The 25,310-nt window shown below is 37.7% G+C and carries 16 protein-coding genes; 14 read left to right on the top strand and 2 right to left on the bottom strand.

What is annotated here, in order from left to right; all coding sequences use genetic code 11:
- The first annotated feature begins 152 nt into the window (after positions 1–152).
- From JM83_RS05335 to JM83_RS05280, 12 genes are all read left to right on the top strand, one after another.
- Complete coding sequence (locus JM83_RS05335; protein WP_144960074.1) at positions 153–2,930, top strand: triple tyrosine motif-containing protein; 2,778 nt, start codon at positions 153–155, stop codon at positions 2,928–2,930.
- A gap of 239 nt (positions 2,931–3,169) precedes the next feature.
- On the top strand, positions 3,170–6,289 hold the full coding sequence (locus tag JM83_RS05330; protein ID WP_144960072.1) for a SusC/RagA family TonB-linked outer membrane protein: 3,120 nt from the start codon (positions 3,170–3,172) through the stop codon (positions 6,287–6,289).
- Between the two features lie 13 nt (positions 6,290–6,302).
- Positions 6,303–7,817, top strand: coding sequence for a RagB/SusD family nutrient uptake outer membrane protein (locus tag JM83_RS05325; RefSeq protein WP_144960070.1), 1,515 nt, complete (start codon positions 6,303–6,305; stop codon positions 7,815–7,817).
- Positions 7,818–7,828: 11 nt separating this feature from the next.
- Positions 7,829–8,932, top strand: a complete 1,104-nt coding sequence (locus tag JM83_RS05320) for a hypothetical protein (RefSeq protein ID WP_144960068.1) — start codon at positions 7,829–7,831, stop codon at positions 8,930–8,932.
- Positions 8,933–8,936: 4 nt separating this feature from the next.
- Positions 8,937–9,866: a PKD domain-containing protein gene (locus tag JM83_RS05315; protein ID WP_144960066.1), complete on the top strand. Its 930-nt coding sequence runs from the start codon at positions 8,937–8,939 to the stop codon at positions 9,864–9,866.
- A 213-nt stretch (positions 9,867–10,079) separates the two neighbouring features.
- Positions 10,080–11,030: a glycoside hydrolase family 16 protein gene (locus tag JM83_RS05310; protein WP_261376360.1), complete on the top strand. Its 951-nt coding sequence runs from the start codon at positions 10,080–10,082 to the stop codon at positions 11,028–11,030.
- Positions 11,031–11,053: 23 nt separating this feature from the next.
- Positions 11,054–12,499, top strand: coding sequence for a glycoside hydrolase family 30 protein (locus JM83_RS05305; RefSeq protein WP_144960063.1), 1,446 nt, complete (start codon positions 11,054–11,056; stop codon positions 12,497–12,499).
- A 27-nt stretch (positions 12,500–12,526) separates the two neighbouring features.
- On the top strand, positions 12,527–14,260 hold the full coding sequence (locus JM83_RS05300) for a cellulase family glycosylhydrolase (RefSeq protein ID WP_144960061.1): 1,734 nt from the start codon (positions 12,527–12,529) through the stop codon (positions 14,258–14,260).
- A 22-nt stretch (positions 14,261–14,282) separates the two neighbouring features.
- Positions 14,283–15,740 carry a glycoside hydrolase family 30 protein gene (locus tag JM83_RS05295; protein ID WP_144960059.1) on the top strand — a complete coding sequence of 486 codons (1,458 nt, stop codon included), beginning with the start codon at positions 14,283–14,285 and terminating at the stop codon, positions 15,738–15,740.
- 3 nt (positions 15,741–15,743) lie between these two features.
- The gene (gene bglX / locus JM83_RS05290) at positions 15,744–18,020 is read left to right on the top strand and encodes a beta-glucosidase BglX (protein ID WP_144960057.1); all 2,277 of its coding nucleotides are present in this window, start codon (positions 15,744–15,746) and stop codon (positions 18,018–18,020) included.
- Between the two features lie 15 nt (positions 18,021–18,035).
- Positions 18,036–18,791 carry a family 16 glycosylhydrolase gene (locus JM83_RS05285; RefSeq protein WP_144960055.1) on the top strand — a complete coding sequence of 252 codons (756 nt, stop codon included), beginning with the start codon at positions 18,036–18,038 and terminating at the stop codon, positions 18,789–18,791.
- Between the two features lie 40 nt (positions 18,792–18,831).
- Entirely contained in the window at positions 18,832–20,235 is a 1,404-nt protein-coding gene (locus tag JM83_RS05280) for a sugar porter family MFS transporter (RefSeq protein WP_144960053.1), read from the top strand.
- Positions 20,236–20,770: 535 nt separating this feature from the next.
- Here the strand turns inward: JM83_RS05280 and JM83_RS05270 are convergent.
- Positions 20,771–21,220 (bottom strand): nucleoside deaminase, encoded by a 450-nt coding sequence (locus tag JM83_RS05270; RefSeq protein ID WP_144963687.1) that lies wholly within the window; start codon positions 21,218–21,220, stop codon positions 20,771–20,773.
- Between the two features lie 38 nt (positions 21,221–21,258).
- On the opposite strand from JM83_RS05270, the gene JM83_RS05265 reads away from it, so the two are divergent.
- Together JM83_RS05265 and JM83_RS05260 are read left to right on the top strand one after the other, a co-directional pair.
- Positions 21,259–23,037 (top strand): 1-deoxy-D-xylulose-5-phosphate synthase, encoded by a 1,779-nt coding sequence (locus JM83_RS05265; protein WP_144960051.1) that lies wholly within the window; start codon positions 21,259–21,261, stop codon positions 23,035–23,037.
- 14 nt (positions 23,038–23,051) lie between these two features.
- The gene (locus JM83_RS05260; protein WP_144960049.1) at positions 23,052–24,068 is read left to right on the top strand and encodes a DUF3078 domain-containing protein; all 1,017 of its coding nucleotides are present in this window, start codon (positions 23,052–23,054) and stop codon (positions 24,066–24,068) included.
- 95 nt (positions 24,069–24,163) lie between these two features.
- On the opposite strand, the gene JM83_RS05255 is transcribed toward JM83_RS05260, so the two are convergent.
- On the bottom strand, positions 24,164–25,303 hold the full coding sequence (locus JM83_RS05255; RefSeq protein WP_144960048.1) for a sensor histidine kinase: 1,140 nt from the start codon (positions 25,301–25,303) through the stop codon (positions 24,164–24,166).
- Between the last annotated feature and the right edge of the window lie 7 nt (positions 25,304–25,310).

The following is a 25,310-nucleotide window of genomic DNA, read 5'->3' as shown; positions in this document are numbered from 1 at the left end:
ACATACCTGTATGAATTTTAACGTACTATAACATTTTTAGATGCTTAAAGAATAAGCCTAACACGGGGGGTATTTCAAATTTTGGGCCAGCTTTTCAGAATTCTCTCACTTATTCATAGAATAAAAATTAAATTAGCTTCAAAACTATTCTCTTGAGATTACTAATTTTCTTTTTAACTGTTTTAAGCACATTTTTAAGTCTTTCACAGGAATTGCCTCCTGTAGTAAATTATGGGCCTAACGAATATGGTGCGGGAAATCAAAACTGGATGATTTCTCAGGGTTCTGAAGGTGATTTTTATTTTGCAAACGGAGCCGGTCTTTTGGAATATAATGGGGAGAAATGGAAGCTATATCCTGTTCCTAATAATTCTATAGTTAGGTCTGTTCGGACAGTGAAAAATAGAATTTATACAGGAGCTTACATGGAAGCGGGTTTTTGGGAGCGTGATGAAAATGGTACTCTCGATTATACCAGTATTATTGATGAATTTCCCGAAGGAATACATGACGGGGAATTGTTCTGGGACATTAGTTTACTAGAAGGGATGGTAATATTTCGAAGTTTTGCTGGAATTTACTTTTATAATCCTGAAAGCGAGAAAGTATTGGAATTGGAATTACCAGAGAATTTACCAGTTTCGGGAATATTCAAACTAAATGATAATCTTTATTTCCAGTTGGTAGGTGGCGGATTGTATTCTATCAAAAAAGGTGAACCACAATTAGAAATACCCTATTCAAATCTTAAAGACGTAACCATTAAATATCTTTATAGGAGTATGGGTGAACTTCGGTTTCTAACTGGAAATTCTGGATTTTTTAGCTGGAATGGGCAAAGGTTGACGGAGTATAATAAGAATCTAAGTAAAAAAATTAAGTATACCAACATTTTTGCAGCTACCGCTTTGAGTGATGGAGGAATGGTTCTGGGCACGGTAGGAAAAGGCATTATCCAAATAGATCATGATGGAAACATAATTTACGATTATAACCAAGAAAATATTTTATTAAATAATACCATACTTTCATTGTTTGTTGATCGTAAAGGTAATATTTGGGCAGGACTGGATTTTGGTATTAGCATGATTAACCCCAATTCATCTTTTCGCTCATTTCAGGATAATAAAGGAAAGATAGGCTCTGTATATACTTCGGTTTTGAAAAGCGAAAATTTATATCTGGGAACAAATCAGGGTTTATATTTAAAAGAAAAGGGCACCAAAGATTTCAGTTTAATTCCCGGCACAAATGGTCAGGTTTGGAGCATTAATGAGATTGACGGAGATCTTTTTTGCGGTCATGATACAGGGACTTTTTTGATTAAAGGAAATACTGCTACAAAAATATGTGATCAATTGGGAACCTGGTTCATCAAAAAAATTAAGGACAATCTATATGCGCAGGGTCATTATTACGGATTCAGTTTTCTGAAGAAAGAAAACGGAAAATTTATTTCATCACCTTTAGTTGAAGGTTTTCCACATTCCTCAAGGTATATAGAGGTAGAAAGCGATAGTGTTCTTTGGATTAATAATGAACATAAAGGCGTTTTCAAGGTAAAGTATAATGAGAGTCTGAATGAGATTGAGAAACTCCAAAATTTTAAATTTTCAGATAGTATTTGGGCCACTTCCAGTATGTTTCTATTTGCAGATTCACTTTACTACAGTACTAAAACAAAAATCTACCAATATAATCCGGAAACGAATAAATTTTCTGATCACAACAAACTTAATTCCAAGGTTTCTGAAGGACATAGAATTTCTGGAAAGATGATTAATAACAACAACGAAAAATTATGGGGTTTTGCGGGCAACTATATTTTTTATATACGTCCTTCTGCAATTTCCGGAGATTATGAAAAAAAAATGTTTTATATAGATGAAACATTTCGAAATATTGCTGACGGGTATGAAAATATCTCGGCTATAGGGGAGGATGAATATTTACTGGGTATTGCGAACGGATATTTAAAATTTAAGGATAAAAGAACTAACCCAAAACAATACAAAGTTCAAATTAGTCAGATAACTAATAGTGCACTGGAATCTCAATCAGAAAAGTCAATTCTTGCAAAACGCGGAAAATTTGATTCCTATCATAACAATTTCTCCTTTCAGTTTACAGCTCCTGTTTATAACAAATATACCAAAGCGCTTTATAGTTATCGTTTGGTAGGGCTTAGTTCCAAATGGTCTGAATGGAATCAATCTTCGGAAGCTATATTTAAAAATCTCGGTTTTGGAGATTATTCCTTTGAAGTAAGGTCGAAAGTCGCTAATGAGATAACTGAACCCGTATCCTATAAATTCAGTATTGGACGACCATTTTATTTGAGCAATCTTGCAATTGGATTGTATATCCTAGTGTTTATTGGAATCATTTTACTTACACATTTTCTCTATAGACGCTATCATAAAAAACAGATTGCTGAAAATGAGAGAGCTTTAAAGCTTCAAAATCTCGAAGCGGAAAAAAAGATTATTAAATTGCAAAATGAACAATTGGAAAAGGATATGACGAATAAAAATAAAGAACTCGCAGTTTCTACAATGAGCTTGATTAAAAAGAACGAATTCCTTACAAATATCAAAGACCAATTAAAAGAATCTGAATCATCCAAAGTTAAATCGGTTATTAAAACTATAGATAAGGATATAAATGAAGAATATAATTGGAACCTGTTTAAAGATGCTTTTAATAATGCAGATAAGGAATTCTTCAAAAAGATAAAATCCAAGCACCCAGATCTTACTTCCAACGATCTTAAGTTATGCGCCTATTTAAGGCTGAATCTTTCATCGAAAGAAATCGCCCCTCTTCTTAATATCTCGGTAAAAAGTGTCGAAATTAAACGATATCGATTGCGAAAAAAGATGGTTTTGGAAAGAAATACGAATCTAGCAGATTATATTTTAGAAATCTAAACTTAACAAAGGTTTAAATTAACTCTACATCACCTTTACATTAACTAATTTCGCTGGTCTTGCGAGATTTTTTATTTATTATCGATTCTCTTCTCAGCCCATTGTTTAATTGTGATTATGATAATTTATATCATATGTTTTTATGATTTTCCTCATTGTATGCTTTTTGTAAAGGTGTATTTATCAGGTTCTTAACATTCTATTAATACATTGCTTGTATAATTTTAACAATTAATCAAATGAAGAGATTTACTATTATTTTTATTTTTTTCTTGGGCGGTATCTTTTCGGCATTGGCTCAAAACTATTCTGTGCAGGGTACTGTTACAGGTACAGATGGAATTCCATTATTGGGAGTTAATGTTCTAGTGAAAAACGCAAGTATAGGAACCACCACAGATTTCGATGGAAATTATAATATCGAAGTTTCTGCAGATGATATACTAACTTTTTCTTATGTGGGTTTTTTAACTAAAGAATTTACAATTACTAGTGCTCAAACCCTAGATGTTACATTGGAATTAGATCAAAACAATCTGGATGAGGTTGTTGTGATAGGGTATGGTACACAAAAGAAAAGCGTGGTAACAGGTGCTATTTCCAGTATAAAGGCTTCAGACTTGGAAAGTCTCCCCCTAACACGAGTAGAAGAATCTCTACAGGGTAGAGCTTCAGGCTTAACGATTGCAGCAAATTCTGGACAACCAGGATCTTCATCAACTATCAGGGTAAGGGGAATTACCAGTTTCGGCAATAATGAACCCCTCTGGGTCGTGGATGGGGTAATTGTAGATTCTGGGGGTATAGGTTACCTTAATCAATCAGATATTGAATCCATCGAAGTTTTAAAAGATGCAGCATCCCAAGCTATTTATGGCGCAAGAGCTGCTGCCGGGGTAATTCTTGTGACAACTAAAACGGGTAAATCTGGAAAGCTAGTCGTAAATTATAATGGGTATTCTGGATTTTCGGGCGCGGCTAAAAAGCTTGATTTGTTAAATGCTACAGAATATGCTGCAATTTCCAACGAAAAATATGCAAATGATTACTCAGGGTCCGCAGGTGATTTTTCCCTTCCTTTTCCTAATCTCTCAAGTCTTGGAGCTGGAACAGATTGGCAGGATATCATTTTTAATGATAATGCTAAACGTGAAAATCATGAGATAAGTTTAAGCGGAGGTAATGAAACATCTACTTTTTACCTTTCTTTTGGTTTATTAGACCAGGAAGGGATTGTAACAAGCGATATTTCCCATTATACCAGAAAAAATATTCGTATAAATTCGACACATAAAATAAATCCCGTAATTACCGTAGGAGAAACTATTGGTTATTCAAATGAAAAAAGTACAGGTCTTGGAAATACAAATAGTGAATATGGTGGGCCTTTAAGTTCTGCTATTAACCTTGACCCTATAACTCAGGCAGTTATTACAGATCCTGCCGTGGCCAAAGCCGCTCCGTATTCTACAAATGAGGGTATAATTAGGGACGAAAACGGGAATCCGTATGGAATATCCAGCCTTGTTCTTCAGGAAATGTCTAACCCTTTAGCATATATTCAAACTCGATTGGGAAATTATGGATGGTCAGATAATTTTGTAGGCAATGTATATGTAAATTTAGAACTTATACCAGGTCTTAACCTAAAAAGCACCTTAGGTGGTAAGCTTGCTTATTGGGGCAACGAAAGCTTTACTCCGGTTTCTTATTTAAACAGCTCCACAGTTACTTCCCAAAACAATATTTCTCGTGGTACTAATAAAGGTTTTGGATGGAATATCGAGAATACCATTTCTTATGCCAAACAATTAAACAATCATAGTTTTAGTGTGCTTTTGGGACAGGGTACTTATATAGACAATATTACCAAAGGGGAGACTGTTACATATAACAATATTCCGGTTACAAGTCGGGAAGATGCGGCCTTTTTCGCGGTTCCGGATGACCAAATAATTGCTAACGCATATATCGGAACAGAACACCGGGTAACTTCATTATTTTCTAGACTTACTTATAATTATGGTGAAAAATATTTATTTACGGGTATTATAAGAAGAGATGGGTCATCACGCTTTGGTTCCAACAATAAATTTGGTTGGTTTCCATCTTTTTCCTTAGGATGGGTTCCTAGTAAGGAAAATTTCTGGAAAGAGAATGATATAGTAAATCAATTAAAATTCCGCGGAGGCTATGGAGTAGTTGGTAGTGACGCTATTGGGGATTTTAAATATCTATCAACTATAGGTGATGGTAGAAATTATACTTTTGGCAATGTTGCTGCGGTTGTAATAGGAAACAGTCCAAATGCACCAGCGAACCCGGATTTGAGGTGGGAGGAAACTACACAAACAAACATAGGATTTGATACGAGGTTATTTGATAACTTAACCTTGTCTTTTGATTATTATAATAAAAAGACAGAAGGGATTTTACAAGATCTTCGTCTTCCGGGTTATGTGGGAACTACAGGAAATCCTGCTGCCAATATAGCCGATATGGTTAACAGAGGTTTTGACTTTGAACTAGGATATAATAAACAGATAAATGATTTTAATATTTCTGCAAATGGAAACTTCTCATATCTAGAAAATGAAGTTACTTACCTTGGAGAGGATATAGATTTTCTATCTGGAGGAGAAACTATCCAGTCAGGAAATTATCCCATAACAAGAACTGCTGTTGGGGAGTCATTTAATTCTTTTTATGGTTTTAAAACAAATGGGATCTTTCAAAACCAGGAGGATATTAACAACTATGTTAACTCTGAAGGTCAAGTAATTCAACCAAATGCGGTCCCTGGCGATTTTAGATGGGAGGATATTGATGATAATGGGCGTATTGATGACAAGGACAGAAAATTTCTTGGAAGCTCTATTCCAAAATACACTTTTGGTCTTACTTTAAATTTAGCCTATAAGAATTTTGATTTTTTGGCCTTTGCACAAGGAGCTGCGGGGAACAAAATATTTCAGGGTTTAAGAAGACTTGATATTACAAATGCGAACTATCAAACAGAAGCACTTCAGCGTTGGACCGGCGAAGGGACATCCAATAATTTTCCACGACTTTCCAATATCGACAGTAACAACAATTTTTCAAACCCATCAGATTTTTACCTGGAAAAAGGGGATTATGTTAGGTTGAAAACAGTTCAAATAGGGTATTCCTTTCCTCTAGATATTATTCAACAAGTGAGATTAACGAAATTACGAATTTATTTAACTGGTGAAAATCTGGTGACATTAACAGGTTATACAGGTTTTGACCCTGAAATAGGGGGTGGAGTATTTGGAATTGACCGTGGTTTTTATCCTCAGGCAATATCGGGTCTATTAGGTGTTAATTTACAATTTTAAAAAATAAAGAATTATGAAACTAAAATCAATTTCTTATTTAGGGGCAGTATTGGTGGGCATCACCTTTATGTTGTCATGCTCAAAAGAGTATCTTGAAATAAAGCCTCAAGGGTTTTTCTTGGAAGACAATTATTATGGGAATGCAGATCAGGCTTATACGGGGGTGGTAGCTGTTTATGATATATTAGGGAAACAGGCCAAGACCTTTGATAATATGATCACGTTTATGAACGCAGGTTCAGATGATTTTAATGCTGGGGGTGGAGGTCCTTCAGATGGGGCTGGAATTCAATCATTTAATAATTTCACCATAGATGCATCCACCGTTCCTCCCAGTTTTTGGAATGATTATTTTCAAGGGGTATTTAGGGCAAATGTTTTGTTACAGAAACTTCCCGAGGTTTCTATGGATGAAAACTTGAAAGCACGGTTTGCAGCAGAAGCGAAAGCTTTAAGGGCCTTTTATAATTTTCAGTTAATAAAGTTATTTAAAAATATACCATTGTTTACAGAACCCGTTTCAGCAAATGATATTTATAATGTTGAGCAAGTTGAGCCAGAAGTAGTCTATGCACAAATAGAAACGGACCTATTGGAAGCAATAGCAGATTTGCCCAATACTATAGCAGATTTAGATATTGATGGAGGGAGGCTTACTAAAGGGGCTGTACAGGCTATTCTTGGGAAAGTATATTTATATCAGGGTAAAAATACTTTAGCGGCAGAACAGTTGGCTGATGTAAATGGAACCCCTGGAGGAACCAGTATGTATGGATATAAACTATTGGATAATTATGGTGACTTGTTTGGAGGGGATGTGGGATTTAATTCTGAAGCCATTCTTGAAGTTGCTGCCACAAATGAGGCAAATGTTCATTGGGGGAACTGGGGAGGTGGTCAAAACGAAGGCAACACTGTAAATCAGATGGTTGGTCCCAGAGGTTATTCCAGAACTGAAGGTTCTACCGCTCCAGATTATGCCGGGGGATGGAGTTTCAATACCGTTACCCAGGATTTGTATGATGCCATGCAGGGAGATCCCCGTTTTGATACAACAATTGCAGATTTGGCAGCATTGGAAGCAGCGGGAGAGATAACTTACACACCTGCCAATCAAGACACAGGTTATTTTCTTAAAAAATTCATGCCATTAAAATCAGACATCACTACAGGTGGAGGAGAACCAGTTTTAAATTATGCACAAAATGTATATATCATCCGTTTGGCCGATACCTATCTTCTGGAAGCTGAAGTATTAGGGGGAACTGGAGCAAGAGCACAAGCTCTATTAGATGCAGTTCGTGCAAGGGTAGATTTACCTTCTATCCCGGTTTCTTTAGATGCCATTGCCAGAGAACGAAGATTAGAGTTAGCAGGTGAAGGGCACAGGTTTTTTGATCTTGTACGCACAGGACGTGCTGCCACTGTTTTACAAAGTAGAGGTTTTACCGCTGGTAAGAACGAAATACTTCCTATTCCATTAAACGAATTGGAAAACACGTTAATAGTTCAAAATCCAGGATATTAATATAAATAGATATGAAAAACATTAAAATAATAATAGGTATTGCTTTAATATTGCTGGTGAGCGTTCAGTGTAGTACGTCAGATGATGGAACGACTTCAGTGGAAACACCATTATCAGAAAATTTGAATGCTGTACTTAATGTAAGCAACAATAATTCAGGAAATGTTACCATAACTCCTACAGCAGAAGGAGCGGTTTCTTTTGAAGTTAATTTTGGAGATGGTTCGGGATCGGAAGCACCCGCTGTATTAAAACCTGGAGAAAGAGTAACTCATTCATATGCTGAAGGGGAATATACAATGTCAATTAATGCCATTAATATTGCCGGAGAAAAAACTACTTATACATATCCACTAAGTGTGGTTTACAGAGCACCGGAAAATTTGGCTGTATCTCCAAATGTAGATGGTTATAATTTGACGATTTCTGCAGAAGCAGATTATGCCAATTCCTTTACGGTATACTACGGAGATATAGAGGGTGAAGAAGGAACTCCAATGGCAGTTGGAGAAACCCTTCCTCCTCATACCTATGCTGAGTCTGGTATTTATGATGTTAGAGTGGTGGCAAACAGCGGTGGTGCTGCAACTTCTGAAACAGTTGTTCCGGTAGGGATTTATGATCCGTTTATCCTGCCTGTTACCTTCGAAGACTTTTACTTCTTTGGTACTTTTGGGGACGGAACTCCTCAGGAATTCTCAACTGTAGATAATCCAGATCCTTCAGGTATTAATACTTCAGCTAAAGCAGGATTGTTTACCAATGGACAATCTTCATGGAGTGGAACATACAGTCCTTTAGCGGAACCTATTGACTTCAGCCAGGGACAGGTAATTACCATGATGGTTTACACTGCGGATCCTGCAGATATTGGGAAAAAAGTAAATATGGAATTGGAATGGCCTGATGGCGCTTCAGAAGGTCAGCCTTATGGAGCCATTGTAAAAGCCCCAATAACCAAGTCTGGAGAATGGGAATTACTAACATTTGATTTTAGTGGAATTGAGAGTATTCCGGATGGCGCCAAATTTAATCAGCTCGTTTTTAGGTTTAACGATTCTGCTGAAGGGACAGAGGAGAAAATATACTTTGACGATATAACCTTAAATAATTAGAATTATGAAAAATAAATTAACCTATGGGTTAGCAACAGTGCTATTTATGCTAATGGTATTAGTAGGCTGTTCTGATGAGGAATACAGCCTAGGAGAGCTTACTCCGCCATCAAATATTGTAATTAATACTGAACTAGTTGGTCAGGATGCGGATAACCCAAATGGGGATGGTTCCGGGGAGGTTATAATATCCGCTTCCGCAGATAATGCTATGAGTTATAAAATAGATTTTGGGACTTCAAGTGATGTAAATCTAATCAAGTTAAACGGGGCTGTAACGAAAAAATACACTTCTCCCGGTGATAATGATTATACAATTACTGTAGTAGCTTATGGTGCAGGAGGAACTTCTTCCAATACCACTAAACAAATTACGGTAAATAGTTTATTTAATCCAGATCCAAAGATCGTTTCAGATTTAACCGGAAATAGTTCTAAAACATGGGTGATTCAAAAAGAAGTACAAGGTCACTTTGGAGTTGGTCCCTATGATGGCTCTGGATCACCAGATTGGTATACTGCAGGACCAAATGAGAAAGCAGATTGCTGTGGATGTTTTTATTCCGCTACTTTTACTTTTTCTCAAACAGATTCCGGTTTCACTTTAAATACATCAACCCCTAATGGGGCATTTACAAAAACAGGGGATTTAACAACATTACCAGGTATCCCGGGATCCGGGGATGAAGGCTGTTATGAGTATGCAGATGCTTCTTCATCATTTTCATTTTTGCAGGCAAGTTCTGGTTTGCCAACATCAACTCCTTCAACTCAAACGAGTATTGAATTAGCCGGAAATGCAACTTTTATAGGGTATGGAGCTGTTCTTAAAGAGTATGAAATTCTTGAAATAACAGAAGATATTTTGTACTTACGGGTACAGGGTACAGAAACCGGAAATGCCTGGTATTTAAGATTGGTACTGGCGCCTTAATGTTCATTTAAAAGCTTAAAATACCCGGGAACTATTTTCTTCCGGGTTTTTTAAGCATCAACATTTCTAATTTTATTTATTATGTATTTTAATCGGTTAAATTTTCGGCGGGAAATATCGTATTTCCTTATTATAACGCTATTTTTTATAAGCTGCAGCAGTACTTCACAGGATGAAGATGTTTCAAACGCGCCCACAAATTTGAAGGTAGAAATGATATTACAGGGTAAAGATTCCTCTAATCCTAATGGCGACGGTAGTGGAAAGCTAATTCTCAATTTTTCTGCAGAGAATGCCAACTCCTATAAAATCAATTTTGGTAATGGAGAAACGGTACAAACATCAAATCAAACATATACGTACACTTATACAGGAAGTGGAACAACCACTTATGAAGTTTATGTTTCAGCATATAATGCCGAAAAATTTATTTCTCAAACCAATTCTATTTTGGTTTATGTTGCTCCGGGTTTAATTTGGGCCGATGAATTTAATGAGGATGGTGGCCCAAAAAACTCGAATTGGGCTTATGATACCGGAGCTGGTGGCTGGGGTAATAATGAAGCTGAATATTATACCACCAGAACAGATAATGTAATAGTTGAAAACGGATTCTTAAAGATTATAGCTAAAAAAGAGGATTACGAGGGAGCAAATTACACATCAGCCCGACTTAAAACACAGGGAAAGTTTGATTTTAAATATGGAAAAGTTGAGGTAAGGGCAAAGTTGCCATCGGGTGGGGGAACTTGGCCCGCCATCTGGATGCTTGGCTCGAATATTACTACTGTAGGCTGGCCAGCTTGTGGGGAAATTGATATTATGGAACATGTGGGTAACAACGTTGGGAGAGTTAGCAGTGCGATCCATACACCCTCTAGTTTTGGGAATACTCAAAATGTAGGTGCTACAAATGTATCATCTGTCACTTCAGAGTTTCATGTGTATGGAGTGGAATGGACAGCTCAGAAAATCGCATTTTCTATAGATGGAAATGTTTTTTACACATACAGTCCATCCGTAAAGAATGCCCAAACCTGGCCATTTGATAAGGAACAGTTTATAATTCTAAATGTCGCAATGGGTGGTAACCTTGGAGGGGATATTGATCCTGAATTTACGGAAGGGATCATGGAGATAGATTATGTAAGAGTATATAATTAAAAGATTTGAAAACATTTAAAGGAATGAGATTAATTATTTTGTCGATGTTGTTTTTATTTGGGGTGAATTGCAGCAGCAGTGATCCTTCAGATGAAACACAGGTTACTCCCGAAATTCCGGAGCAGCCACAGGTTCAAAATGAAGTTGATTTCTATATCACGAAAGGCGATGGATCTCAAAAACTCGCAAAACAATCAGGGATACTAGCTTTTGGAAACACCTTTAATAATTATGCAAATATTGAAGTTGACGCTTCGCAGCAATACCAAACTGTAGATGGATTTGGATTTACCCTTACCGGGGGAAGCGCAGAAGTGATCAATTCTTTGAATGCTTCAAAAAAATCCGAATTACTGGAAAAACTTTTCGGGGATTCCGAAAGTTCCATTTCCATTAACTTTTTAAGGCTGAGCATTGGCGCATCAGATCTGGATAGTTCTACTTTTTCATATAATGATCTCCCGGAAGGAGAAACTGATATAGCTCTGGAACATTTCAGTCTTGAACCCGATATGGATAATCTTATTCCGGTTTTAAAGGAAATCCTTACTATAAATCCTGATATAAAGATAATGGGAAGTCCGTGGTCTCCACCCGTATGGATGAAGGATAATAAAAATACTAAAGGTGGTAGTCTATTGCCGGAATATTATGATGTGTACGCACAGTATTTTGTGAAATACATTAAGGCAATGCAAGATGAAGGAATTAATATTTATGCGATCACACCTCAAAATGAGCCATTACATCCCGGGAATAACCCCAGTTTATATATGCCGGCATCAGAGCAAGCTAAATTCATCAAAAATTCCCTGGGGCCAGCCTTTGAAAATGCAAATATCAATACCAAAATTGTGATCTATGATCACAATGCAGATAAGCCGGAATATCCAATTAGCATTCTAAATGATGCTGAAGCCAGAAAATATATTGCTGGATCGGCATTTCATTTGTATGCCGGCGATATCAGCGCCCTTTCTACTGTACATAATCAATTTCCTGATAAGGAAATCTATTTTACCGAACAGTATACCGCTTCTTCTGGTGAGTTTGCTGGTGACCTTAAATGGCATCTAAAAAATGTAATTATTGGTTCAATAAGAAACTGGAGCCGAACTGCCCTGGAATGGAACCTGGCCAATAACGCCAATTTTGGGCCACATACCGATGGCGGTTGCACCACATGTAAAGGGGCTATTACCATTAACAATTCATCGTCTTATACCGAAAATGTTGGGTTTTATATAGTGGGTCATGCTTCAAAATTCGTCCCGGCAGGTTCCCAGCGAATTAAAAGCAGTGTGGTGGGGAACCTTAACAATGTTGCCTTTAATACTCCTGCTGGGAAAAAGGTGCTAATTGTGGAAAATGACAGCAAAAACAGCGAATTGTTCAATGTGAAGTTTAATGGGAAATGGTTTACGGCAAGCCTAGATGGTGGAGCAGTGGGAACATTTGTCTGGGAATAAAACAATTTAAAAACTTAAGTATACTAAATGAAAAATTTATTCCTTGCCTTTTGTGTTCTGTTTTCCTTTCAGAATTATGCTCAGGAAAACAGCTTTTCTGGTTTTCTTAAAGTAGAAGGACAAAAGATTCTTAACGATAAAAATGAAAATGTTGTATTGCGAGGGTTTGGTCTTGGTGGATATATGCTTCAGGAAGGCTATATGCTAAAAGTTCCTTTTTCAGGACAGCAGTATGTTTTTAAAGCACATGTTCAAGAATTAATTGGCAATGAGAAAACGGAAGAATTTTATACTAATTGGCGTAATAATTTTATGCAAAAGAAGGATGTCGATTCTCTAAGAAAATGGGGATTTAATTCCATTCGACTTCCAATACATTATAATCTATTTACGCTACCGGTGGACCAAGAACCTGAAAAAGGTAAAAACACCTGGCTTGAAGAAGGTTTTAGATTGACAGATCAATTGGTTTCTTGGTGCAGGGATAATGAAATATACCTAATCCTGGATATGCATGCAACCCCGGGAGGGCAGGGTAACGATGTGAATATTGCAGACAGAGATCCTTCAAAACCTTCCCTGTGGGAAAGTCAAGAGAATCGGGATAAGCTTGTTGCGCTTTGGGTTAAACTAGCAGAACGTTATAAAGATGAGCCGGTAATTGGCGGTTATGATCTTATCAATGAACCAAACTGGAGTTTTGAGGAAGGAAAGAATATAAATGGCACTGAGGATTCTAAAAACACATTGTTATGGGAGTTTCAGAAAAAACTTACTCAATCTATCAGGGCAGTCGACACTAATCATATCATTATTATTGAAGGAAATGGTTGGGGTAATAATTACAATGGACTTATAGACCTTTGGGATGATAATTTAGTAATGAGTTTTCATAAGTACTGGACCTATAACACAAAAGAATCTATCCAAAATTTTCTTGATTTTCGTAAAAAATTGAATATCCCAATTTGGCTTGGAGAATCTGGTGAAAATTCCAATGCTTGGTTCACTGATGCAATTGGTCTTATGGAAGACAACAATATTGGCTGGTGTTGGTGGCCTTTAAAAAAATTAGGGTCTAATAATCCAATTGAAATTAAGATTAATCCTGGATACGAAAAGATTTTAAAATATTGGAAAGGAGAGGCCTCAAAACCCTCCGCGTCAGAAGCTGAAAGTGCCTTTATGAACCTTGCAGAAAACACAAAGATTGAGAATAGTATTATCCACTATAACTTAATAGATGCTATAATAAGACAGCCAAGGAATACCGAAACTAAACCTTTCAAAATCCATAATATTCCTGGCGATGAGATCCTCGCAGCAGATTATGATATGGGGAATGATGGGTTCGCCTATAAAGATAAAGTTTCTGGCAATTACTGGGTTTCTGAGAATAGTAAAAGAGTACGTTGGAATAATGGCGAAGCTTATAGAAATGATGGGGTAGATATTTATAAGGAAGAAAACCTTCTTTATGTTGGAAATACAGAAAGCGGGGAATGGCTTAAATACACACTCCAAGTTATTGAAGATGGAGTATATGATCTGAATTTTAAACTGACTTCCCCGAATAATGAAGCAAAGGCAAGCATCCATATAGATCAATCTAAAATAGGAGAAATTGTAATTCCTGTTTCTCAAGAATGGAATTGGATTAAGATTGAAAATGTGGAACTAAATGAGGGATCACACTCTCTTGTTTTTAGGATAGAGAATGGAGGATTAAAGTTTGAGAAGTTCAGTTTTGAGCTTAAATAGTTTGGAAAGATAAAAACTAAGAATGAAAAAATGCATACGAAGGGGAGCATTGCTGCTTATAGCACTTTTGACTCATAATATTCATGCTCAGTCTGAAAATAAGGCTATAGACCTAAAAGGCAGGTCTATTCAAATCTATACCACAGCTAAAGATTCAGATCTTAGACTAAGCCAAAATGGGAGTCAGACATTTGGAGATTATAAACAACCTCTAGAGACTGAGATTTCGGTATTTGTAAATCCGAATAAAGAATTTCAAAAGTTTATGGGAATAGGTGCAGCAATTTCTGATGCTAGTGCTGAAGTCTTTGCCCAACTTAAAAAGGAAGACCAAGAGAAATTATTGGAGGCTTATTATGATGTAGATAAGGGTATTGGATACTCATTAACCCGAACTACCATTCATAGTTCAGATTTTTCGAGAGAAAGTTATACCTATGTGGAGGAGGGAGACGAAGAATTAAACACTTTTAGTATAGAACACGATCGCAAGTATAGAATTCCGATGATAAAAAGAGCGATTAAAGCCGCTGGCGGAAAATTGTTATTATATGTATCTCCATGGAGTCCTCCGGCGTTCATGAAAACAAATGGCTCAATGCTTCAGGGTGGTAAATTAATACCCGAATTCCGCCAGAGTTGGGCAAATTATTATGCAAAGTTTATTAAGGCTTATGAAGCCGAGGGAATGCCAATTTGGGGTCTTACCATTCAAAACGAACCTATGGCAACCCAAACTTGGGAATCTTGTATTTATACCGCTGAGGAAGAGAGAGATTTTCTAAAGGACTACTTAGGGCCTACTCTTGAAAAGCAAGGGCTGGGAGATAAAAAAATTGTGGTTTGGGATCATAATAGAGATTTGATGGTTAATAGATCAAATGTGATCTTTGATGATCCTGAAGCTTCAAAATATGCGTGGGGCACCGGATTTCACTGGTATGAAACCTGGACAGGGGCCGAGCCATTATTTGAGAATGTTGGAAAGGTTAATAATGCCTACCCAGATAAAAAATTGATGTTTACTGAAGGCTGTATAGAAAAATTTGATGCTGCAAAATACCAGTTCTGGCCTAATGCGGAACGTTACGGAGAACAGATGATCCACGATTTTAATAATGGTACCGTGGCTTGGACAGATTGGAATATTCTTCTAGATGAAAATGGAGGACCTAATCATGTTGGAAATTTCTGCTTTGCTCCGGTTCATGCAGATACAAGAACCCAAGAGTTAATTTTTACACCTTCTTATTATTACATAGGACAGTTCTCCAAATTCGTTCGCCCTGATGCTAGGCGAATAAGCACTGCCAGTAGCCGCAGCAGTTTGTTAAGTACGTCTTTCAAAAATACGGATGGAAGTTATGCTACTATCGTAATGAATAAAACCGAAGAATCAATTCAATATAATCTTTTTGTAGGAAGTGATAAAGCCAGTTTTGAAATACCTGCACATTCTATACAAACTTTAATATATTAAAACATGAAAAATAGCTTTTTATACTCTTTACTTATTTTATCATTTTCAGGAATGAATGCGCAGAATTCGGAAATAAAGAGTTCGATTAAAAATGTCGAAACTAAGGTTGATTCCGTATTGTCTCTTATGACTTTGGAAGAAAAAGTTGGACAATTGGTACAATACAGCGGAAGCTGGGATTTAACAGGTCCAGCATCAGATTTGAATGATAAGCAAAAAGAAACCAACCTTAAAGAAGGACTTGTAGGCACAATGCTTAATGTTCTTACTATGGAGGGCAAACGAAAAGCTCAAAAATTAGTTATGGAAAATTCCAGAATGAAGATTCCGTTGATTTTTGGATATGATGTAATTCACGGCTATAAAACAATTTTTCCTGTACCCTTAGGTGAAACTGCCAGCTGGGATCTGGAAGCCATGGAATTGTCTGCTAGAATTGCAGCAATAGAATCTGTAGCAGAAGGAGTTAATTGGACTTTCTCACCAATGATAGATGTTTCCAGAGATGCTCGTTGGGGTAGAATTATGGAAGGATCTGGGGAAGATCCTTATCTTACTTCTTTAGTAGGTGTTGCCAAAATTAAAGGATATCAGGGAGATGATCTTGCCGGAGATCTTACTATTGCAGCAACAGCAAAACATTTCGCCGGATATGGTTTTGCTGAAGCTGGAAGGGATTATAACACGGTGAATTTAGGAGAAAACGAATTGCAAAATACAGTGCTTCCTCCTTTTAAAGCAGCAGCGAAAGCTGGAGTAGCATCTTTTATGAATTCTTTTAATGAGATTGATGGTCTTCCTTCAACAGGAAACAAATATCTACAAAGAGAGCTTTTAAAAGGAGAATGGAATTGGAACGGACTTGTAGTGTCAGATTGGGCTTCAATCCCGGAAATGATCGTTCACGGAATTGCCAAAGATAAAAAACAGGCTTCACAGATCGCAATGAATGCAGGAAGTGATGTGGATATGGAAGGTGGTGCTTATGAAACCAGCTTAGTAGAATTAGTAGAAGAAGGCAGCCTAGATGGGGCATTAATAGATGATTCAGTAAGAAGAGTGTTAAGAGTGAAGTTTAAATTGGGACTTTTTGATGATCCTTATAAGTACAATAATCCAGAAGTCGAAAAGAATATTTCTTATGAAGATCATAGAAAAACTGCAAGAGAAATTGCGGCAAAATCCATTGTGCTTCTTAAAAATGAAAAAGAATTATTGCCAATTAAATCTACTGTAAAATCCATTGCTGTTATCGGCCCACTTGCGAATGATAAAGACGCCCCAATCGGAAACTGGAGAGCTCAAGGAGAAAAAAATTCTGCTGTTTCCGTAGTGGAAGGAATTAAAAATGCAGTAGGAAAAGATACTAAGGTGAAATATGCCTTAGGAACCACCTTAGGAATAAGTGAAGGTTCTTTTCTATTATCATTAGAGATCAACAAATCCGACAGATCTGGATTTAAGGAAGCTATTGAATTGGCCAAGAATTCTGAATTGGTGGTCATGGTGTTGGGTGAAGATGCTTTTCAAGCGGGAGAAGGTAGAAGTCAGGCGAAAATTGGGTTAGCTGGGCTTCAACAAGAGTTATTGGAAGAAATTAAAAAGGTGAACAGCAATATAGTTTTGGTATTAATAAATGGTCGCCCAATGGAGATCTCTTGGTCATCAGAGAATCTTCCCGCCATTGTTGTGGCCTGGCAATTAGGAACGGAAAGTGGAAATGCGATTGCAGATGTGTTGTTCGGGAAATATAATCCTTCAGGAAAATTACCGGTATCATTCCCTAGATTGGTAGGGCAAGAGCCTTTATACTATAATCAGAAAAATACGGGAAGGCCTACAAATGGCGAACATGTAACCTATTCCCATTATACCGATGTAAAAAAAGATGCCTTATATCCATTTGGATACGGATTAAGCTACACGCAATTTGAATATGGAGATTTATCACTTTCAGAAGTTGAAATGAATCCAGAAAATAATTTAGAAGCAACAATTAGCATTACGAATACCGGAAAAGTTAAAGGTAGGGAAGTGGTACAGTTGTATCTTCAGGATATCATAGGTAGCAGAACAAGGCCGGTGAAGGAATTAAAAGGTTTCCAATTGGTAGATTTGGAACCGGGAGAAACTAGAAAGGTTACTTTCCCGATTACCCCAAAAATGTTGGAATTTTATACAGCAAACAGAATTTGGGAAGTGGAAGATGGCGATTTTAATATATTTGTGGGCGGGAATTCCAGAGATCTGAAGACAGCCGAGTTTACTTTTAAGAATTAATAAAAATATAGCTTTATGAATTATAAAGTTGCCAGTTTACTTTTAAGCATCATGGCGTTTACCTCTTGTGCCCCCAAGATCTTTCAGGATAATTTTAATGGGGACTCCCTAAATATGGAGCACTGGAGTTACGAAGAGGGGAACGGTTGCCCGGACTTATGTGGATGGGGTAACAATGAACTCCAGACCTATAATAGGGAATATGTAAAAGTGGAGGATGGAAACCTGGTTATTACAGCTGTTAAAAAAGGGGATCACTATTTTTCAGGAAAAATAAACACGAAGGACAAAGTGGAATTTCAATATGGAAGTATTGAAGTAAGGGCGAAGTTGGCAACTGCAAAAGGTTTCTGGCCGGCACTTTGGATGCTGGGAGCAGATGTGAACGAGGTGGGATGGCCTGCTTCCGGGGAAATAGATATTATGGAATATGTGGGCAAGGAACCAGGGATTGTATTCACTTCGCTGCATACACCTGCCAGCCATGGAAATACCATCAATACAAAAAAGACCAAAATAGAAGGCATCCAAGATGGGTTTCATGTTTTTAAAGCAGACTGGAGCAAGGACGACATCAAATTTTATGTAGATGGCAACTTATTGTACACTTTTGTGCCCCAAGCCTATGACGATAAACATTATCCCTTTAGAAAGCCCTTTTATTTTCTGGTCAATCTTGCGGTTGGCGGAAATTTGGGGGGTGCAGAAGTGGATGATTCTTCGTTACCTCAAAAACTTTACGTAGATTACATCAAGGTTACAAAATTATAGATTCAAACCAATTCAGCTAACAAGATCTAATCCAGTTCCTATGAAAAACCAAACATTTCTAATTTTAATAACCATCGTTTCTGCCTTGGGCGGATTGCTTTTTGGGTACGATACCGGGGTAATTAATGGATCTCAGTATTATTTCAGTCAGTATTTCGATTTGGATGCGGGCATGAAAGGTTGGGTAGTTGGGAGTGCATTAATAGGGTGTTTTGTGGGAGCCATTGTGGCGGGCCCCCTTAGTAAAGGAATAGGCAGAAAATATTCGTTGATAATTTCAGCAGTATTATTTTCCATTTCTGCATGGGGATCGGGATTGCCGGCATTTCTACCGGAATCTGTATCGCTTTTGGTGGTTTTTAGAATTATTGGTGGTTTGGGAATTGGGATAGCCTCTATGAACGCACCAACCTATATTGCTGAAATTGCTCCGGCAAAAATAAGGGGAACCTTGGTTACCTACTATCAACTGGCAATTGTAGTTGGGTTTTTTGTGGTCTTTTTAGCTACTTATTTTATTGGGAACAGCGCAACGGAAGCAGAAAATATTCAAACCGGATGGAGGTTTATGTTCTGGTCCGAGTTGATTCCCAGTTTATCATTTTTAATATTACTGTTCTTTGTTCCCAAAAGCCCAAGATGGTTGGCGATTAAAGGATTGAAGGTGGAAGCTTTAAAAGTTTTGACCCGTATTCATGGAGCGGAGGTTGCTCAATTGGAAATAGTGGAGATCGAAAAATCCATTCAAAAAGATCAACATAAATTGAAACTCAGCATCTTTGCGAAAGGAATCTTTGGCATTATAGCAATAGGAACCGTGTTGTCCATGTTGCAACAATTCACGGGTATTAATGCGGTGCTTTATTACGGAGCCGATATTTTTGAAAAAGCTTTGGGTTTTGGAAAAGAAGATGTATTGCTTCAGCAAGTTTTGTTGGCCGGGATCAATTTGTTGTTCACTTTCGTTGCTATGGCAACGGTAGATAAGTTTGGGAGAAAACCGCTTTTATATATTGGAGCTGTAGGAATGTTAACGGGATTTCTACTATTGGGCGCTACCTTAATGACCAATTCGGTAGGCCTGCTCTCTTTAATCGGGGTGCTGCTATTTATTGCCTCTTTTGCCATGTCCATGGGACCGGTGGTTTGGGTAATACTCTCGGAAATGTTCCCAAACAGTATACGAAGTGCAGCAATGTCCATAGCTGTTGCGGCACAATGGGCAGCAAATTATTTGGTGACCCAATCTTTCCCGATGGTTGCTGAAAGTAATTTGAATGAAGGGGACTTTTGGAATGGATCCTTGCCTTATTTCATCTTTTCAGTATTCATCTTGGGAATCATATTCTTTACCTATAAATATATTCCCGAGACCAAAGGGAAAACTTTGGAAGAGTTGGAAGATATGTGGGATATTCCTGAAGAAGCAAAGAAAGTGGTTTAAGCCAATATTGAAGGCAAATACATTCATTGATGTTTCGAAGGAGCTTTTAGCGACCGGTAAATCTCCATTTTCATTTAAAACACATCTCAATTCAAAAAATCCCACTTCGGGTTAAAATCAGAAATCAGTTTATTTTTCTTTTCCCTTCTGTATTATTTCAACTGTTTTTCTCTTCTTATGGCTTCAGAAGGAGTTACGAATGCTTCGTAATAAACCACATAATAGCAATTATATTTCCCAGCAAATGATTTTTAAAATGAATACTATCAAAATAAGGTTATCCTGTTCGCTTCTGAATATTATTTGTCATTCCCACATATAAGGTGGTTTTTGTTTTGATTGGTGACTATATGAACAAAGTAATTATGAAGCATCCATTAATTTAAGCAATATTTATTCACTTACCCTGTCATTTCGAAATGAGCCCGCTAGGGCAATTGAGAAATCTCACGATTGAAGGCGCAGATTTCTCGTCGCTCCGTGCCTGCGCTCTGTCGAAATGACAACCTATTTCATTCAGAGCGCAACAAAGGATCTAGTTCAAATTCCTGCGTTCTATAAAAAAGCGTTTTAAAAGGTTGGAGGCCTCTTCCTCCATAATGCCACTTTTCACGATCGTTTTTGGATGGAGTTGCGATCCCATTTTTCTGTAACCCCGTTCATGATCTGTCGCAGCAAAGACCAGGTTGGAAAGCTGACTCCAATACAACGCCCCTGCGCACATCTGACAAGGCTCCAAAGTTACATACATGGTGCAATCTTTCAGGTACTTTCCACCCAAAAAATTGGCAGCGGCGGTGATCGCCTGCATTTCGGCATGTGCGGTTACGTCATTCAGCATTTCGGTAAGGTTGTGCCCTCGCGCGATGATCTGCTGATTGATCACAATCACCACCCCAACGGGAATTTCTCCTTTGTCGTACGCGTAAGAAGCCTCTTCTATGGCTTTCCTCATAAAATAGGCATCGTCAAAAATCATTTGCATATCCAAAAATACAAATTCAAAATGTACCTTTGCTTTCCATGGAAAAAAGTATTTTAAACAATATTGATTCCCCATTAGAGCTACGCAAACTTTCTACTGAAGAATTACCTGTTCTGGCAAAGGAACTTCGGAAATTTATTATAGATGTCGTGGCAACTAAAGAGGGGCATCTAGGTGCCAGTTTAGGGGTGGTGGAATTGACCATTGCACTTCATTATGCTTTTAATACTCCCAAAGATCTCTTGGTCTGGGATGTAGGCCATCAAGCCTACGGGCATAAAATCCTTACAGGACGAAGAAATATATTTTATACCAACAGGCAATTGAACGGCTTAAGCGGATTTCCTAAACGATCTGAAAGCGAATATGACACTTTTGGAGTAGGACATTCTTCTACTTCTATTTCTGCTGCTCTCGGGATGGCAATTGCTTCCAATTTAAAAGGAGAATTTTCCAAACAACATATTGCGGTGGTAGGTGATGCTTCCATTGCCAGTGGAATGGCTTTTGAAGGTCTAAATCACGCCGGAGTTAGCAAGGCAAACTTATTGGTGATCTTGAATGACAATGCTATTGGAATAGATCCAAGTGTGGGCGCACTGAAGCAATATCTTACCAAAGCCAGAGTGGGGCATAAACCGGCACAGGACAATATTATTGAAGCCTTGAATTTTAAGTATTACGGTCCTGTAGATGGTCATGATATTAAAGGCTTATTAGAGGTTTTTGAAGAATTGAAGAAAATACAAGGTCCTAAATTCCTTCATGTAATTACTACAAAGGGGAAGGGACTGCAAAAGGCAGAAGAAGACCAGGTGAAGTACCATGCTCCAGGGAAATTTGTTCCCGATACCGGAGAGTTGTTACCTTCCAGTTCCGAAGGCTTGCCCTTAAAATATCAAGATGTTTTTGGCTTGACTTTGGTTGAATTAGCAGCAAAGAACGAAAAAATAATTGGGATCACCCCGGCAATGCCAACTGGGAGTTCCTTAAAATATATGATGGAAGCCTTTCCAAAAAGAGCTTTCGATGTGGGAATTGCAGAACAGCATGCGGTAACACTTGCCGCGGGAATGGCCACTCAGGGATTTGTGGTGTATTGTGCTATTTATTCCACTTTTCTTCAACGCGCCTATGACCAACTGATTCATGATGTTGCACTACAGAATTTGCCGGTTATCTTTTGCTTGGACAGGGCAGGATTGGTGGGGGAAGATGGAGCTACGCATCATGGTGTTTTTGACATTGCTTATTTAAGGTGTATCCCTAATTTAATAATCGCTGCACCCAGAGATGAGGTGGCGCTCCGGAATTTATTGTACACGGCTCAATTAGATCTTCAACACCCATTAGTGATTCGATACCCTCGCGGGAGAGGTGTGCGATTGGACTGGAAGCAGGAATTTAAAATGGTGGAAATAGGTAAGGGGGAATTGCTGAGTGAAGGAACAGAGCTAGCCGTACTAAGCGTGGGTAGCATTGCTGAAAATGTAAAAAAAGCGATTACTTTGGCTAAAGCCACAGAAAAAGTCGCTCATTACGATGCCGGTTTCGTAAAACCGTTGGATGAGATGATGCTTCATAAAATATTCTCCAAATTCAAACAAGTTGTCACCGTGGAGGAGGGTGCAATTTCTGGGGGATTTGGAAGTGCAATTTTAGAGTTTGCTTCTAAGTGCAATTACACAAGTCAGATCGAATGTTTAGGAATTCCAGATCAATTTATCGAACAAGGAAATATGAAAGAATTATATGAAATCGTAAAACTGGACGTTACAAGTATAGCCACAACCCTAAAAAGTCTTTTAAATAAATAGTTTATCCATTACAAATGAAGTTGACGTTTACCCCGGTCCTGGTTATTTTATTAGTTTTATCCTTCTCGATTTCAAGCTCGTTCGCTAGCCGAATCCCAAAAAGGGTTTCAGACACTACTACTGTAAATCCTCCTAAGAATGATTCTGTTAAAAAGGAAAATCAGGATCTAACGATGCCATGGTCTAATAAGAACGCTCTTGGTGTCAATCTTAGTGAGGTGGCTTTTGTGAATTGGAATGCAGGTGGAAATAATTCGGTTTCGGCCTTGTTCTACGGTAATTTCGAACGAAAGTTTAAAAAGAGGTTATTGCTTTGGAAGACTTCCGCATCCATTCGTTATGGGCTAAATGCTCAAGAAGGCAGGAAACTTAGAAAAACAGATGATGAGATCTCGTTAAATTCAACTTATGGATATAGAAGGGATTCTACTTCTAATTTCAGGTACTCTGCAAAATTCAATTTTAAAACACAGTTCGCAAATGGTTATAAATATCCGCAAAGAGATAAATCGATCTCCAGCTTTATGGCTCCTGGATATGCCTTTCTGGGAGTAGGTGCCGAATATTCTGCACCTAATGAAGATCTCACAGTGTACCTATCCCCCTTAACCGATAAATCCACTTTTGTTTTAGACCAAAGATTGGCGAACGAAGGAATGTTTGGGGTCACCCCTGCTGTTAGGGATAGTATTGGAAATATTGTTGCCAAAGGGGAAAATGTACGCACAGAATTTGGGGTTCTTCTTACCAGCAACTTTAGTAAAGAGGTTTTCACTAATGTAAACCTGGATAATCAAATCAGTTTTTATACAGATTACCTCAATAAATTTGGGAATATAGATGTGGACTGGGAATTGAAACTGAATTTGGTTGTCAATGAATTTGTAAAAGCAAACATTGGTTCCCATTTAATTTACGATGACGATGTAAAATTTAAAGAAGACACCAATGATGATGGTGCCTTAGAAACCCTTGGGCCAAAAATACAATTTAAGCAACTCCTTGGGGTTGGTTTAATGTATGAGTTTTAATCCCTCATTGAGGGTTTAATTCCCCGAGGCTTGCCTCGAATTTTTAAAATTATTTTCCAATGCATACCTCGTGGACTTGCCCGGAGGCTCTTGATTTAAGCTTCGGCATTTAAAATTGCCCTCTTTTTCCCTGGTACATTACTGTGTTTATTTAATTTGATTTGAAATTCGGTTCCAAAATCTTCTTTACTGCGCAAGGATACCGTGCCGCCATGCGCTTCAGCAACCATTTTTACGAGTGTTAACCCAATTCCATAACTTTTCAGTTCCTTTTCCCTTTGTTGTTTTCCATGATTTAAAAAGGTGAAAATATCTTCCTGTTTCTCCAATGGAATAGGGTTCCCATAATTATGGACCGAAATATTTAACCATTCTGCTTCATTTTTAATTTTAATAACTACCGGTTTATCGGATTGCCCATATTTTATAGCGTTGGTCACTAGGTTTTCCAGCAATCGTCTTACCGCGGTCGCATCAAAAACGCCTTTTATAGGCTCATCTTTTTTCTCTAGGATTATTTCTTCTGAAAACACCTCACAAGCTTCTTCATAAACGGTTTGAATATCTTCATTAAGGTCCATTTCAGAAAAAGAAAGCATGATGCCTTCGCCAGCCTTTACCGTAATAGAATCCAACAAGCCTTCAATAAGATCTATAGCCTTGTTTACGCTATTGTAAGACATTTTTTTAACCTTTTTGAATCTTTCCTCGCCAGCTTCATAAGCCAACATTTCTATAGCCATTCTTGCCGCGGCCAATGGGTTTCTAATATCATGCGCCAGCGTACCTATTAGTTTGTTCTGCATTTCCTGGATGGATTCGGTAAATGAGGAAACAGAATTAAGCATTGCTTTGTCGATAGCGCATTTTATAAGATGAAATAGGGATTCTTCAGTGACTTTGTTTTCATGAAGCACCCTGATGATCACATTATTAAAGATCATATATTCTTGGATTATCTGATCTACGGTATAATTTGGAGAAGTAGCTCGATGCCTGCCATGCTCCAAACTATTTTCTTCTATCTGATGTATCTTGTTGTCACTAAGATAATGATCTGTATTTTCATGACTATTCATGATACTTATAATATCGTCCAGAATATTTGGAACATGATCGTGAAGTGCTATCTTATTGGTACTTGGCGCTGCTTTTACTTGTTCCAAGACTTCCTTTTCCCAAATTGCAATGATCTCCCCATGCTTGTTTTTTAATACTCTGGCAGTTTTTCTCATGAATGCG

The organism is Gillisia sp. Hel_I_86, from assembly GCF_007827275.1.
Taxonomy (GTDB): domain Bacteria; phylum Bacteroidota; class Bacteroidia; order Flavobacteriales; family Flavobacteriaceae; genus Gillisia.
This window is presented reverse-complemented; position numbering and strand designations above follow the sequence as displayed.